Source organism: Curtobacterium sp. MCSS17_016, from assembly GCF_003234255.2.
In the GTDB taxonomy this organism is placed as follows: Bacteria; Actinomycetota; Actinomycetes; order Actinomycetales; family Microbacteriaceae; genus Curtobacterium; species Curtobacterium flaccumfaciens.
Map to the genome: position 1 here is coordinate 189600 of NZ_CP126254.1, position 13254 is coordinate 202853.

At 69.7% G+C, this 13254-nt stretch carries 14 protein-coding genes; 6 read left to right on the forward strand and 8 right to left on the reverse strand.

Features of this window, described 5'->3' with window-relative positions; all coding sequences use genetic code 11:
- Positions 1 to 171: 171 nt before the first annotated feature.
- The gene (locus DEJ19_RS00945; protein ID WP_035809350.1) at positions 172 to 1230 is read left to right on the forward strand and encodes a sigma-70 family RNA polymerase sigma factor; all 1059 of its coding nucleotides are present in this window, start codon (positions 172 to 174) and stop codon (positions 1228 to 1230) included.
- A gap of 194 nt (positions 1231 to 1424) precedes the next feature.
- Here the strand turns inward: DEJ19_RS00945 and DEJ19_RS00950 are convergent, their stop codons facing one another.
- Entirely contained in the window at positions 1425 to 2357 is a 933-nt protein-coding gene (locus tag DEJ19_RS00950) for an NAD(+)/NADH kinase (RefSeq protein WP_071404515.1), read from the reverse strand.
- A 70-nt stretch (positions 2358 to 2427) separates the two neighbouring features.
- Between DEJ19_RS00950 and DEJ19_RS00955 the strand changes: the two genes are divergently transcribed.
- Together DEJ19_RS00955 and DEJ19_RS00960 are read left to right on the forward strand one after the other, a co-directional pair.
- A complete protein-coding gene (locus DEJ19_RS00955; RefSeq protein WP_181422596.1) occupies positions 2428 to 2904 on the forward strand; it encodes a Clp protease N-terminal domain-containing protein in 477 nt (158 codons plus the stop codon).
- A gap of 233 nt (positions 2905 to 3137) precedes the next feature.
- Entirely contained in the window at positions 3138 to 5657 is a 2520-nt protein-coding gene (locus tag DEJ19_RS00960) for an ATP-dependent Clp protease ATP-binding subunit (RefSeq protein ID WP_027467068.1), read from the forward strand.
- 301 nt (positions 5658 to 5958) lie between these two features.
- On the opposite strand, the gene DEJ19_RS00965 is transcribed toward DEJ19_RS00960, so the two are convergent.
- The 5 genes from DEJ19_RS00965 to DEJ19_RS00985 all read right to left on the reverse strand — a co-directional run bounded on the left by DEJ19_RS00965 (position 5959) and on the right by DEJ19_RS00985 (position 9470).
- Positions 5959 to 6978 (reverse strand): alpha/beta fold hydrolase, encoded by a 1020-nt coding sequence (locus DEJ19_RS00965; RefSeq protein ID WP_111234244.1) that lies wholly within the window; start codon positions 6976 to 6978, stop codon positions 5959 to 5961.
- On the reverse strand, positions 6975 to 7925 hold the full coding sequence (locus DEJ19_RS00970) for a hypothetical protein (protein ID WP_111234245.1): 951 nt from the start codon (positions 7923 to 7925) through the stop codon (positions 6975 to 6977). The genes DEJ19_RS00965 and DEJ19_RS00970 overlap by 4 nt, the downstream gene beginning before the upstream one ends.
- Positions 7926 to 7929: 4 nt before the next feature.
- Complete coding sequence (locus DEJ19_RS00975) at positions 7930 to 8385, reverse strand: hypothetical protein (RefSeq protein ID WP_071404519.1); 456 nt, start codon at positions 8383 to 8385, stop codon at positions 7930 to 7932.
- Positions 8382 to 8825: a hypothetical protein gene (locus tag DEJ19_RS00980; RefSeq protein ID WP_035809351.1), complete on the reverse strand. Its 444-nt coding sequence runs from the start codon at positions 8823 to 8825 to the stop codon at positions 8382 to 8384. The genes DEJ19_RS00975 and DEJ19_RS00980 overlap by 4 nt, the downstream gene beginning before the upstream one ends.
- 192 nt (positions 8826 to 9017) lie before the next feature.
- Positions 9018 to 9470, reverse strand: a complete 453-nt coding sequence (locus DEJ19_RS00985) for an SRPBCC family protein (protein ID WP_110858523.1) — start codon at positions 9468 to 9470, stop codon at positions 9018 to 9020.
- A 120-nt stretch (positions 9471 to 9590) separates the two neighbouring features.
- On the opposite strand from DEJ19_RS00985, the gene DEJ19_RS00990 reads away from it, so the two are divergent.
- Together DEJ19_RS00990 and DEJ19_RS00995 are read left to right on the forward strand one after the other, a co-directional pair.
- Positions 9591 to 10133 (forward strand): amino-acid N-acetyltransferase, encoded by a 543-nt coding sequence (locus tag DEJ19_RS00990; RefSeq protein WP_071245253.1) that lies wholly within the window; start codon positions 9591 to 9593, stop codon positions 10131 to 10133.
- Between the two features lie 64 nt (positions 10134 to 10197).
- Positions 10198 to 10896, forward strand: a complete 699-nt coding sequence (locus DEJ19_RS00995; RefSeq protein WP_111234246.1) for a hypothetical protein — start codon at positions 10198 to 10200, stop codon at positions 10894 to 10896.
- 111 nt (positions 10897 to 11007) lie between these two features.
- Here DEJ19_RS00995 and cspE read toward each other — a convergent pair whose 3' ends face one another.
- Entirely contained in the window at positions 11008 to 11217 is a 210-nt protein-coding gene (cspE, locus tag DEJ19_RS01000; RefSeq protein ID WP_017887662.1) for a transcription antiterminator/RNA stability regulator CspE, read from the reverse strand.
- Positions 11218 to 11497: 280 nt separating this feature from the next.
- Here cspE and DEJ19_RS01005 point away from each other — a divergent pair, with 280 nt between their 5' ends.
- A complete protein-coding gene (locus tag DEJ19_RS01005; protein ID WP_017887661.1) occupies positions 11498 to 11881 on the forward strand; it encodes an SseB family protein in 384 nt (127 codons plus the stop codon).
- Positions 11882 to 11885: 4 nt separating this feature from the next.
- Here DEJ19_RS01005 and radA read toward each other — a convergent pair whose 3' ends face one another.
- Positions 11886 to 13247, reverse strand: coding sequence for a DNA repair protein RadA (gene radA, locus DEJ19_RS01010; RefSeq protein ID WP_181441645.1), 1362 nt, complete (start codon positions 13245 to 13247; stop codon positions 11886 to 11888).
- Between the last annotated feature and the right edge of the window lie 7 nt (positions 13248 to 13254).

The window sequence follows — 13254 nt, forward strand, 5'->3', positions numbered from 1 at the left end:
AGACTGTCGGTGGGCTGTACCCCGCGGGGGACGCTTTCGATGATGAAGCACGGAGAACCCTGAGAATCGCTCCGAACGATTTGTGGGGTACACCTCCGGGCCGCTTTACTCATCAGCACCCCCCGGCAACGCCCCACGAAGCCATCACCGTCGAACGCAGGGAGAAACACCATGACGATCGCAACGGCTGCACCCAGCACCACCCGCCGCACCGCCACCAAGAAGGCATCGGCATCGAAGACCGCGACCGCCGAGTCCGCCACCACCTCCCTCGACACCGAGGTCGAGGCCGACGAGCAGCTCGCCGGTGTCCGCGGCGCCTCGGTCGACCAGGTCGGCGACTACCTCCGTCACATCGGCCGCCTCTCGCTCCTCACCGCCGAGGAAGAAGCGCAGATCGCACGCCGCATCGAGGTCGGGCTCTTCGCCGAAGAGAAGCTCGCCACCGAGAAGGGCCTCGCGAAGACCCTGCAGCGTGAACTCCGCTGGCTCGTCCGTGACGGTGAGCGCGCCAAGGAGCGCATGATCACCTCGAACCTCCGCCTCGTCGTGAGCATCGCCAAGCGGTACTCGCAGCGCGGCCTGCCCTTCATGGACGTCATCCAGGAAGGCAACCTCGGCCTGGTCCGTGCGGTCGAGAAGTTCGACTTCACGCAGGGCTACAAGTTCTCGACCTACGCCACCTGGTGGATCCGCCAGGCCATCTCGCGTGGTCTCGCTGACAAGGCACGCACGATCCGCATCCCGGTGCACACCGTCGAGCTCATCAACAAGATCTCACGCACCGAGCGTGACCTGACCGTCGACCTCGGCCGTGCGCCGATGCCGGAGGAAGTGGCCGCCGAGCTGAGCATGAGCGTCGAGGAACTCGTCGACCTCAAGGGCCGCTCGCACGAGCCGGTCTCGATCCACACCGTGGTCGGCGACTCCGACGACAGCGAACTCGGTGACTTCATCGAGGACGAGGACGCCGCGAGCCCGAACGAGCTCACCGAGACGACGCTGCTGCACCGCGACATCCGCTCCATCGTCGCCGAGCTGCCCAGCGACGAGGCGAACGTCATCCGCATGCGCTACGGCCTGGACGACGACAAGCCGATGACCCTCGACGAGATCTCGAAGATCGTGCACACGACCCGCCAGGCCGTCAGCCGAGTGGAGTCGCGCGCCAAGCTGCGTCTGTTCGCCAAGGCGGTCTCGCAGGACATGCAGCTGTACCTGACCGACTAGGTCAGTGGACTTCGGCCGGCACGTTCACCCGTGCCGGCGCGGGGAAACCGGGTCGTTCTGTGGGAAGACGATCCGGTGGGGTGATGGGACGGCCCGCTCGAGCACTGCTCGAGCGGGCCATTCACGTTCCCGGAGCCGGAGCCGGAGCCGGAGCCGGAGCCATAGCCATAGCCAGGGCCAGCCCCGGCGCGGCGTCAGTCGTCGATCTCGCGCCGGAGCTTCTGCCGCAGGTCACTCGGGATGAGCTCGACCAGCTGGTCGGGACGCACCGGCAGGTCGAGCAGGCTGAGCTTCACGCGTCCGGTGCGCCCGTGCCGCTCGGCGTCGAGGCGCACCACGCTCCCGGCGTCCTTCCGGAGCCGCATGTCGATCTGTGCCCCGGTGGCCACCTCGCCGACCACGAGCCCGTCCACCTCGAGCGCAGCGCTCCTGGTGCCCTCGGCGATGTCGAACCGGTAGCGCTCCCGCGCGGCGAGCACCACCGAGCGGTCGATCCCGGCCATCGGCGCGACCGGCGTCACCACCGAGCCGGACAGCGCGGGGGAGAGCACCGGCCCACCGGCGGCGTAGTTGTACGCGGTGGAGCCGGCCGGGGTCGCTGCCACGATGGCGTCGGCCCGGTAGTACCCGTACCCGAGGCCCCCGACGCTGAGGTCGGCCGACACCTGCCCGGAGCCCGGCCGTCGCACGATGGTCAGGTCGTTGAACGCCAGGTAGTCGGTGCGGGCACCACCCCAGGACAACCGGGCCTCGAGCGCGTGGTGCGGCTCGAGCTGGTACTCGCCGGCGGACAACCGCTCCAGCGCGCTCTCGAGCTCGGGCGGCTCGATCTCGACCAGGAACCCGACGTTGCCGTAGTTCACGCCGAGGACGGGCACCGGGCGCTTGGCCACGAGCCGCATCGCGCCGAGCATGGTGCCGTCGCCGCCGAGGGCCACGACCAGGTCGACGCGGTCCGTGAAGTCGTCGTCGTCGACCACGTCGACCCCGCCACCGATGCGCTGGGCGTCCGCGCGCCGGGCGAGCAGCTCGCCCTGGCCGGACGCGTTCCAGCGCTGCAGGGTCGTCACGGACTCCTGCACGTTCTTGGTCGGGTGGACGACGAGGCCGACGACGGGCTGCTCCATGACCGGATCGTACCGAGCGGACCTCCGATGCGGGCTGTCTATTCGCAGAGACATGCGATATTCTGAATACATGCAGACCGCTCAGCTCTCCGTCGCCCTCCCTTCCGTCCGGCACGGCCGCGAGATCGTGCTGCTCGCCGACCTCGAATCCCACGAGTCCGGCTTCGGCTTCGTCGACGCCGAACACCTGCTGCTGGCCGCCGTCACGCTCTGCGCCGGCATGCCCCGCTTCCGCCCCGTCCTCGACGCCCACCGGATCACCCCGGACACCGTCCGCTCCGGCATCCGCGCCTTCGTCGGCGCCCACACCACCTGCCCCGGCGAACACGACCGCGTCGCGTGCACGCCCGCCGCGATGCGCGTGCTCGCCCGCGCCGCGACGATCGCCGGCCGTTCGGAGCGCATCCGGCCACCGCACGTCGTCCTCGCCGTGCTCGACTCGGTCGACGATCCGCTCGCCGGTTCGGCGCACGACGTCCTCGACGCCCTGGGCGTCGACGCGCGCCGCTTCCGGCGCGACCTGCGTCGCGCGGTGCGGCGCGCCTGACCCGGCCCGACCGACAAGCGGACTGGAGGCCCGTGGCGATCCCGCCACGGGCCTCCAGTCCGTCTCGTCCGTCTCGTCGTTCGCTCACTGCGCACAAGACGCACCCTGGTCACGCCCACGGCGAACAGGGGCAGCCCCCGGGGGGAGCGCTGGTTACTCTCGAAGTACTTGGCCGGACTCACACGAGACCGGCACAGCGTCGGCTCCGCTCATCAGGGGCCAAGGGAGAGCACATGTTCGAGAGATTCACCGACCGGGCCCGTCGTGTTGTCGTCCTCGCTCAAGAAGAAGCGAAGATGCTCAACCACAACTACATCGGCACCGAGCACATCCTCCTCGGCCTCATCCACGAGGGCGAGGGCGTCGCCGCCAAGGCGCTGGAGTCGCTGGGCATCTCGCTCGACGCCGTGCGCGAGCAGGTCCAGGACATCATCGGGCAGGGCCAGCAGCAGCCGACCGGGCACATCCCGTTCACGCCGCGCGCCAAGAAGGTGCTCGAGCTGTCCCTGCGCGAGGCGCTGCAGCTCGGCCACAACTACATCGGCACGGAGCACATCCTGCTCGGCCTGATCCGCGAGGGCGAGGGTGTCGCAGCCCAGGTCCTCGTGAAGCTCGGCGCCGACCTGAACCGGGTGCGCCAGCAGGTCATCCAGCTCCTGTCCGGCTACCAGGGCAAGGAAGCGGTCGCCGTCGGCGGCGAGCAGCAGCAGAACGCGCAGCAGGGTTCGCAGGTCCTCGACCAGTTCGGTCGGAACCTCACCCAGGCCGCGCGCGACGGCAAGCTCGACCCAGTCATCGGGCGCGAGAAAGAGATGGAGCGGGTCATGCAGATCCTCTCCCGCCGCTCCAAGAACAACCCCGTCCTGATCGGTGAGCCCGGCGTCGGCAAGACCGCCGTCGTCGAGGGCCTCGCCCAGGCGATCGTCAAGGGCGACGTGCCCGAGACGCTGAAGGACAAGCAGCTCTACTCGCTCGACCTCGGATCGCTCATCGCCGGGTCCCGCTACCGCGGTGACTTCGAGGAGCGCCTGAAGAAGGTCACGAAGGAGATTCGCACCCGCGGCGACATCATCGTCTTCATCGACGAGATCCACACGCTCGTCGGTGCCGGTGCAGCCGAGGGCGCGATCGACGCTGCCTCGATCCTCAAGCCGCTCCTCGCCCGCGGTGAGCTCCAGACCATCGGTGCCACCACGCTCGACGAGTACCGCAAGCACTTCGAGAAGGACGCCGCACTCGAGCGTCGCTTCCAGCCGGTGCAGGTCAACGAGCCGTCGCTGCCCCACGCGATCAACATCCTCAAGGGTCTGCGCGACAAGTACGAGGCGTTCCACAAGGTGTCCATCACCGACGGCGCGATCGTCGCCGCGGCGAACCTGGCGGACCGCTACGTGCAGGACCGCTTCCTGCCGGACAAGGCGATCGACCTGATCGACGAGGCCGGCGCTCGCCTGCGTCTGTCGATCCTGTCGGCGCCGCCGGAGCTCCGCGAGTTCGACGAGAAGATCTCGACGGTCCGCGGGTCGAAGGAAGCCGCCATCGAGGAGCAGGACTTCGAGAAGGCCGCGAGCCTGCGCGACGAGGAGAAGAAGCTCCTCGGCGAGCGTCTCCGCCTCGAGAAGCAGTGGCGTGCGGGTGACGTCGCCGCGTCCGGCACCGTCGACGAGGGCATCATCGCCGAGGTCCTGGCCCAGGCCACGGGCATCCCGGTGTTCAAGCTCACCGAAGAGGAGACCTCGCGTCTCGTCTTCATGGAGAAGGCACTGCACGAGCGCGTCATCGGTCAGGAAGAGGCCATCTCGGCCCTGTCCAAGACCATCCGCCGGACCCGTGCCGGCCTGAAGGACCCGAACCGTCCCTCCGGCTCGTTCATCTTCGCCGGCCCCACGGGCGTCGGGAAGACCGAGCTCGCCAAGGCCCTCGCCGAGTTCCTGTTCGACGACGAGGGTGCGCTGATCTCCCTCGACATGTCGGAGTTCGGTGAGAAGCACACCGTGTCCCGCCTGTTCGGTGCCCCTCCCGGGTTCGTCGGGTTCGAGGAGGGCGGCCAGCTCACCGAGAAGGTGCGCCGCAAGCCGTTCTCCGTGGTCCTGTTCGACGAGATCGAGAAGGCCCACCCGGACATCTTCAACTCGCTGCTGCAGGTGCTCGAGGAAGGCCGTCTCACCGACGGTCAGGGCCGCGTGGTCGACTTCAAGAACACCGTCATCATCATGACCACGAACCTCGGTTCGCAGGGCATCGCCGGTGGCCCGGTGGGCTTCCAGGTCGAGGGTGACTCGGCAGTCGGCTACGACCGCATGCGCGGCAAGGTCAACGAGGAGCTCAAGAAGCACTTCAAGCCCGAGTTCCTGAACCGTGTCGACGACACGATCGTGTTCCCGCAGCTGTCGCAGCCCGAGCTGCTGCAGATCGTGGACCTGTTCGTGAAGCGTCTGGCCGACCGCCTGCTCGACCGCGACATGACCGTCGAGCTCACGCTGCCGGCCAAGGAGCAGCTCATCAAGGTCGGGTTCGACCCGTCCCTCGGTGCGCGGCCCCTGCGTCGCGCGATGCAGCACGAGGTCGAGGACCAGCTGTCCGAGCACATCCTGCAGGGTGAGCTCAACGCTGGCGACCACGTGAAGGTCGACTTCGTCGACGGTGCGTTCCACTTCGAGACCGGGCGTCAGCCGGGCCGCGAAGAGGTCCTCGCCGGTGCAGCCGCGGTCGAGGCCGCGACCGACACGCCCCAGGGTGAGATCGAGTCCTAGGACCTGACACCCCACGGACAGGAGGCTCGGTGCCAGCTGGCACCGGGCCTCCTGTCCGTTCTCGGGTCGCGTCCAGATCCCGTATCGCCGATCTGCGCGTCCTTGCGGCCACGGACCCCCGTCCGGGGGTACTGTGATGTCAACGCGCGAGACGTTCCCCCCAACTCCTCGCGCGTCGCGCTCGATCGGTTCCCCCCAACGGATCGAGACGCAGCCGGCCCCGGTCTGTTCGCAGACCGGGGCCGTTGCACGTCCGGGGGTAGTTCGGGTCGGCCGCGCGGCCGCGCGGGTGACCGCTGCGTCAGGAGGCGTCGGGCAGCTGTGCGGCGAAGTCGCGGACGGCGCGCTCCCAGCGCTCCGGGTCCTCGTTCCACTCGAGCGTGTGCGGTGCCGTGCGGAACGTGACCGTGGTGGCGCCCTGCCGCGCGGCGTCGGCGACGTCGTCGGCCGCGACCAGGGCGTCGGCCTCGGAGTGGATCAGCAGCGTCGGCGTCGACGAGTCCTGCCAGGTGGTCGTCGTGACGGGGGTCGGGGCACCGGCGAGCCGCGACAGCACGTTCGTGGTCGCGATGCGTGCGGCGACCGTGCCGACGAACCCGGGCAGGTGCGCGCCGCGGACGGCCCCGCGGAGTGCCGAGGCGACGTCGAGCAGGGGTGAGACCGCCACGAGTCCGTCGACGTCGACGCGTGCGGCGGCGACGGAGCAGGCGAGCGCGCCGGCGGACCAGCCCTGCAGCACGACGAGTTGTGCACCACGGGCCCGGGCGGCCCGGACGGCGGCGACGATGCGGTCCGCTGCCCCGGCGTCGAGGGAGCGGAGCGGCAGATCGGTGGTGTCGACGACCTCGGACGAGGCGCCGAGCGCACGCCAGACGCCGACACCGCGCAGGACCTGGCGCGGGCCGAGGGACTGGCCGTGCACGTGGACCACGTGGGTCGTGGCGGCCTCGGGCTCGGTACCGGGGACGTCGTCCGGTCCGTCGTACCGCAGGGCGTCCCAGCCCCACGCACCGGTCGCCACGGGGGCGGTGACGCTGCGGTGGACGGTGTCACCGTCGCTGCGGGTCCCGGTCGCCGTGCTCGCGGTGGTGATCGCGCCGACCTGCACCCTGGTGTCGTCGCGCTGCAGGTCGTAGGTGCCCGGCAGGCGGGTGTCGCGGGTGGCGGTCAGCTCGACCTCGGTGTCCGTGGCGCTGCGGACCGTGGCGGTCGCCGTGTACGGCGTCGGGAACAGCAGCCGCCGTGCGACGAAGGCACCGAGTCCGAGCGTGCCGACCGCTCCTGCCGCGGTACCGAGTGCCGTGATGCGTGCGCCGGTCATGTGATCTCCCTGAGTCGTGCCGTGGTGAGCGTCGCAGCGGCCGGGACGTCCTGCCCGGCCTCGCGCGCGCGGTCTTCGATCTCGACGGACAGTCGGTGCTGCCGACTCCGCCACTGGCGACGCTGCCACACGATCGTGAAGTAGAGCCCGGTGTTGCCCGATGCCGTCTCGAGCCGCCGGAGTTCCGGTTCGAGCACGCGGAACCGGCGTCGGGCGGCCCGCCAGTCGCGGAACTCCCGTGCGGCGTCGGGCAGCACGCCACCGGCCGCGCCGATGGCGAGCAGGACCATGGAGCCGAGGAACACCGGGGTGTAGAGCTTCGACAGGACCCCGACCGCACCGTCGGCGCCGGCGACGTGCACGGCGTCGAGGGCGATCGCGATGCCGGCGAGCAGCACGAGGCCGCCGGCACCGACGACGAAGAGCCAGTACAGGCGGCCGAGCCCGTCACCGCTCCGGAAGCCGCGCAGCACGGCGACGGCCGACCGGGCGATGACGATGGCGATGTAGGTCATTTCCACCGCCGAGTAGAGCGCGGTCGGCAGCTGGTCGCCGTAGGCCACCATGAACTGCGCCGTCGGGGTCGGTGCGTCGATGAGGCTGAACAGCACGACGAGGGCGACGAGCACGAGCACGCAGCCGATGATGCGGCTGGCGCGCAGGAGCTTGGCGGAGCGTGCCGCAGCCTCGACCGACTGCGCGAGGGCGAACATGCCGCACACCATCAGGCAGCGGCCGATCAGGTCGGCGATGTTCGGCACGTGCGTCACGCCGGCGAGGAACGTCGTGACGTCGGGCTGGTTGATCGTGAGCCCGACGGCGACGCAGCTGCAGCAGACCATCAGCCAGGTGACGCTGGCGGACTGGGTGCGCACCAGGAGCAGCCGGGCGACCAGCACCGCCAGGATCAGCCAGACCGGGATCGACCCCCAGACGTGCAGCGTCACCGCGTCACCGGAAGATCCCGGGCTGGCCCTCGGGGTCGAGCAGCCCGATCCGCAGCGCGAGCTGGTCGGCGACGAGCTCGACGGCCTGTTCGTGCGGGGTGTCCAGCGAGCGGGTGAACGCCGTCCGGCCGCTGAGCAGCCCCGTGTACGCCTGGTGGTCGCAGCCGGTGTCGTCCATGAACACGTGGGCGAGTTCGTGCAGCACGCACGCCACCCGGGAGCGCTCGGACAGCCCGGGGCGGGTCTCGAGCAGGGCGTGGTCGGTGCGCTGGATGAGCCGCGCGGACAGGTCGCCCGGCAGCTCCGTGGTGCGCACGAGGATCGGCTTGCCGAGCGCCGCCTCGGCACGGGCGGTCAGCTCCGGCAGGGACAGCCGACGGGGGAGCCCGAGGCGCTGCACGCGGCGACGGGCCTCGGTCTGCCGACGCAGGGCGTCGAAGCGGTCGCGGTACCCGCTCACGGGGTGCCGCCCGACTCGTCGAGGCGACGCAGGTGGTCGGTGAAGTCGCGGATCTCGTCCGCCGAGGCGAACTCGCCGAGACGCCGGGTGGCGAACGCGACGACCTCGCGCTTGCGGAGTTCGAGCACGAGTTCCAGCTGCGCCTGCACCCGCTCCGGCACGTCCGTGTTGCCGGCCGCGTCGGTCAGGTACTCCGCCGGGACGCCGAAGTAGGTCGCCAGGGCGGCCAGGAGTCGCTGGTCTCGGACGGCCGGACCGTTGCCGCCGAGCATGTAGCCCCAGCGCGGTCGGCTCATCGACGCACCCTGCGCCTCGATCTCGGCGGCGATCTCCTTGTACGGGGGTCGCTGGCCCGAGTTGGCCTCGACGACGTCCATCAGGAGCTGCAGTTTGCGCGACAGTTCCCGACGGTGTGCGTCGTCGTCGTTGTACTCGATCACGTGTCCCCACTCTCACATCTGTCTCAGACATGATAAAACTGATCCAGCGCGTCGGCCGGTGTCACCACTCTGCCAGGCTCGCGCTCGCTCGTCAGGTCGGCATTTCGATGGGGGGATGCCGAACGGGGGACGAACGAACGGGAGGCGCGGTGCCAGCTGGCACCGCGCCTCCCGTCCGTCGTGTGGTGCGGACTACGCCTGCACGTCGCCGCGCCAGCCCGGCTGGGTCGGTGCGTTCTCGACGCGCTCCTTGTAGTTCTGCAGGTCCTTCTTGACGGCGTGGCCGCCGACGCCCACGGCGGAGCCGAGCTTCTCGAGGATGCCGGAGGGCTCCCAGTCGATCTGCACGGTGACGCGGGTCTCGGTGTCGGAGAGCTTGTGGAAGGTGACAACACCGGCGTGCTCGGTCTCGCCGTCCTTCACGGTCCAGGCGACACGCTCGTCGGGGTGCTGCTCCGTGATGAGGGCGCGGAACTGGCGCTCCTGGCCGGCGACCTTGACGGTCCAGTCGGTGGTCTTGTCGTCCACCTGGACGATCTTCTCGACCTCGTCGAGGAAGTGCGGGAACTCCTCGAAACGGGTCCACTGGTCGTAGGCCGGGCGGACGGGGACGTTGACGTCGACGGTTTCGATGATCTGAGGCATGTACCGGACGGTAGGCCGATCGACCTGGGCGGCACTCAGCAGCGCTGTCCCCCTGCGGTACCGTCCGGGCGTCGTCGCGGGCGGCGTGCGCGTCCGGCGTCGCGCAGTAGTGTGGGGCGGATGACAGAGCACGGGAAGCACGCGTTCCACGAGCGCGACGACCACGGGATCCTCGTGCGTCCGGCGCTCGCCTCGGACGTCCCGCACATCCAGCGGCTCATCGCCCCCTACGTCGACCGGCGCATCCTGCTCGGCAAGGAGAACGTCGCCCTGTACGGATCGATCCAGCAGTTCCGGATCGCCGAAGGGCCCGACGGCACCCCCATCGGGTGTGGTGCGCTCGCCGTCTTCTGGGACGACATCGCCGAGGTGCGCACGCTCGCCCTGGACGAGCAGTGGATCCACAAGCGCGTCGGGCACCGGATGCTCGAAGCGCTCGAGCACGACGCCCGTGAACTCGGAGTCGCCCGGATCTTCTGCCTGACCTTCGAGGTCGACTTCTTCGCGAAGCACGGGTACCTGGAGATCGGCGAGAGCGTCGTCTCACCGGACGTCTACGCCGAACTGGTCCGCTCGTCGGACGAAGGGGTCGCGGAGTTCCTCGACCTCGCCCGGGTCAAGCCGAACACCCTCGGCAACACCCGCATGCTGAAGAACCTCTGACGCTTTCTCGTGCCGACCGGCGGGGTGGCCGCGTGCGGACCGCGCCGTTGTCTACCCTGTGCGCATGTCGTCGTTGCGTCACCCCGTCGGGCCCGAGAAGCCGGTCGTCTACTGGCGTCGCCGGGCGCTCGTGCTCGGGGCGCTGCTGGTCGTCGTCCTGGTCGTCGTGCTCATCGTCGTCGGGCGGGGGAGCGGGGCCACGTCGGCGGCGCCGAGTGCGTCGGCCTCTGCTGCGGCTGGGTCTGCGGCCGGTGCATCGTCCGATGGGTCCACGGCCGGTTCCGGGTCCTCGCGGTCCGCTGCGCCGAAGCCGTCGGCTTCCGCCTCGGCTTCTGCGTCGAAGCCCGCTGCTGCCGACGGCTCGACCTGCACGAAGGACCAGATCGTCCTGACCCCCGTGCTCGACAAGTCGGCCTACGGCCCCACCGAGGACCCGAAGATCGCGATGTCCATCAAGAACTCCGGCACGAACTCGTGCCACCTGGACCTCGGATCGGCGCAGCAGGTGCTGACGATCAGCTCGGGCCAGGAGCAGTACTGGTCGTCGAAGGACTGCCAGACCGGCGGCACGAACCAGGACGTCACGATCAAGTCCGGTCAGACGCTCACGACCCCGGCGATCGCCTGGGACCGGACCCGCTCGTCCACGTCGACGTGCGACTCGTCACGGCCGGCGGTCACCGCGGGAGGCGCGAGCTACCACCTGCAGGTCGCCGTCGGGAACCTCGAGTCGAAGAGTTCGGTGCAGTTCATCCTGCAGTAACCGGGTTCTCGGTTCTGATCCGCTCCGGCTGCGCTGCGCCGAGCAGGGGCGCCGGGAACAGCAACAGGCCCCGTCGTCCGAAGACGACGGGGCCTGTTCAAGCTGATGTGATCAGCCGAGGACGGTGATGTTCTCCGCCTGCGGGCCCTTGCGGCCCTCGGTGATGTCGAACTCCACCTTCTGGTTCTCCTCGAGCGACTTGTAGCCGTTGCCAGCAATCGCAGAGAAGTGCGCGAAGACGTCAGCGCTGCCGTCGTCCGGGGCGATGAAGCCGAAGCCCTTTTCGTTGTTGAACCACTTGACGGTACCGGTAGATGCCATGATGGCGTTTCCTTAGCTTTCTTGCTTCCGCCAAGGTGCAGATGCACCGACGGAGACCCCGACGTACGTCGACGGGGGTAATGCGCCACGCGGGCAGGTGCCGGCGGGACGGGTTCGGGGCCAGGCCTGTCGGCCAGTGACCCTGGGGCCCGGGTTGAGGGGCAAACCACCTCGCCCGGACGTTGAGCGCCGCCGAAGCGGTTCCATCAGGCTAGCGTGCTCTGGGCCGACTGGCTACCCGTGCGTCACGGAACGACGAAAATCTGGTGGAATTGAGCTGATGGCAGACAAGGAACAGCGCTTCCGGAGCGAACAGCTCGAGGAAGCCCTCGCGAAGCAGGACGTCGCTGCGGTGGCGTTCGCGCTCCGCCACGACATCGTGATCGTCCCCCGACTCGTCACCGGCAAGAAGGACATGCAGGTGCGGGTGTTCGGCCGTGAAGGGTCGGACAAGCGCATCCTGCTGCTGTTCTCGTCGGCGGACGCCTACACGGCGATGGTGCCGGACGAGAAGATCCGGCAGGTCATGGTCTACGACGGGCCGCGGCTCGAGGAGTTCCTGGCCGCCCACCTCGACATGCTCGAGGGCGTGTTCTTCGACATCGCCGGCCCGCACACGATGCAGGCCGCGCCGGCGGACCTGCTGGCCGCTTTGCGCGCGTAGCGTCTCAGAACGCGCGGTCGAGCTCGCGTTCGCGCGGGGACTGCGTCATCGAGAACGCCACACGCAGGGCTTCGCGCAGATGCCCGGAGTCCGAGCCGAGCACGGTCGTGAAGCCGAGGCGGGTGGCCTCGTTCACGCGCTGCTTCGTGCCCGTGGCCGGACGGATCTCGCCGGCGAGGCTGATCTCGCCGACGGCCGCGAGTGTGTGCGGGTACGGGCGGTCTCGTGCGGCGCTCGCGAGAGCCAGTGCGATCGCCAGGTCGGCACCGGGCTCCGTGAGCTTCATACCGCCCACCGTGGACACGTAGACGTCGGCGTCGGACAGCTTGAGGCCGGCGCGGCGTTCGAGGACCGCGAGCAGCATCGCGACACGGGAGGCATCGACACCGTTCACGACCCGGCGGGGCTGGGGCGCCGAGCTCGGGACGATGAGCGCCTGCACCTCGACCGGCAGCGCGCGACGCCCCTCGAGTGCGACGGTGACGCAGGTGCCGGACACCGGGGTGGCGTTCTTCGACATGAAGAGGCCGCTCGGGTCGGGGACCTCGTGGATGCCGTCGCCGCCCATGTCGAAGCACCCGACCTCGTCGGTGGGGCCGAAGCGGTTCTTGAGCGCCCGGACGAAGCGCAGTGCGGTCTGCCGGTCGCCCTCGAAGTGGCAGACGACGTCGACCAGGTGCTCCAGGAGCCGCGGGCCGGCGATCGTGCCGTCCTTCGTGACGTGGCCGACGATGAGGACGGGCAGGGCGCGGTCCTTCGCGATGCGGATCAGGGTCGAGGCGACCTCGCGCACCTGTGACGTGCCACCCGCGATGCCGTCGATCGAGCTCGACGAGATGGTCTGCACGGAGTCGGCGATGAGCAGGTCGGGCTGGACCTGGTCGATCTGGCCGATGATCACGCCGAGGTCGACCTCGCTCGCCAAGTACAGGTCGTCGTGCATCGCCCCGGTGCGTTCGGCACGGAGTCGGACCTGGTCGACGGACTCTTCGGCGCTGACGTAGAGGACGCGCTTGCCCGAGGCTGCGGCTCGGGAGGCGACCTCGAGCAGCAGGGTCGACTTGCCGACGCCGGGCTCGCCGCTCAGCAGGACCGCGGCACCCGGCACCACGCCGCCGCCGAGGACGCGGTCGAACTCGCCGATGCCGGTCTGCCAGCGCTGCACGGAGGTGCCGCGGGCTTCGGTGATCGGTCGCGCGGCCCGGGCACCGGTGACGGCGACCGCCGCGGTACCGCGGGTGCTCGCCGACGCTGCAGAGCTGTCCTCGACGGTGCCCCAGGTCTGGCACTCACCGCACCGGCCGACCCACTTGATGCTGGTCCAGCCGCACTCGGTGCAACGGTAGAGGGACTGCGGGCGCGCCATGTCGTCG

Bases quoted from the DNA above. Each gene is read 5' to 3' on its own strand.
- DEJ19_RS00955 (WP_181422596.1), top strand. From the start codon at position 2,428: ATGCAGACCGCTCAGCTCTCCGTCGCCCTCCCTTCCGTCCGGCACGGC.
- DEJ19_RS00950 (WP_071404515.1), bottom strand. From the start codon at position 2,357: ATGGAGCAGCCCGTCGTCGGCCTCGTCGTCCACCCGACCAAGAACGTG.
- cspE (WP_017887662.1), bottom strand. From the start codon at position 11,217: ATGGCATCTACCGGTACCGTCAAGTGGTTCAACAACGAAAAGGGCTTC.
- radA (WP_181441645.1), bottom strand. From the start codon at position 13,247: ATGGCGCGCCCGCAGTCCCTCTACCGTTGCACCGAGTGCGGCTGGACC.
- DEJ19_RS00960 (WP_027467068.1), top strand. From the start codon at position 3,138: ATGTTCGAGAGATTCACCGACCGGGCCCGTCGTGTTGTCGTCCTCGCT.
- DEJ19_RS01005 (WP_017887661.1), top strand. From the start codon at position 11,498: ATGGCAGACAAGGAACAGCGCTTCCGGAGCGAACAGCTCGAGGAAGCC.
- DEJ19_RS00995 (WP_111234246.1), top strand. From the start codon at position 10,198: ATGTCGTCGTTGCGTCACCCCGTCGGGCCCGAGAAGCCGGTCGTCTAC.
- DEJ19_RS00990 (WP_071245253.1), top strand. From the start codon at position 9,591: ATGACAGAGCACGGGAAGCACGCGTTCCACGAGCGCGACGACCACGGG.
- DEJ19_RS00945 (WP_035809350.1), top strand. From the start codon at position 172: ATGACGATCGCAACGGCTGCACCCAGCACCACCCGCCGCACCGCCACC.
- DEJ19_RS00985 (WP_110858523.1), bottom strand. From the start codon at position 9,470: ATGCCTCAGATCATCGAAACCGTCGACGTCAACGTCCCCGTCCGCCCG.
- DEJ19_RS00965 (WP_111234244.1), bottom strand. From the start codon at position 6,978: ATGACCGGCGCACGCATCACGGCACTCGGTACCGCGGCAGGAGCGGTC.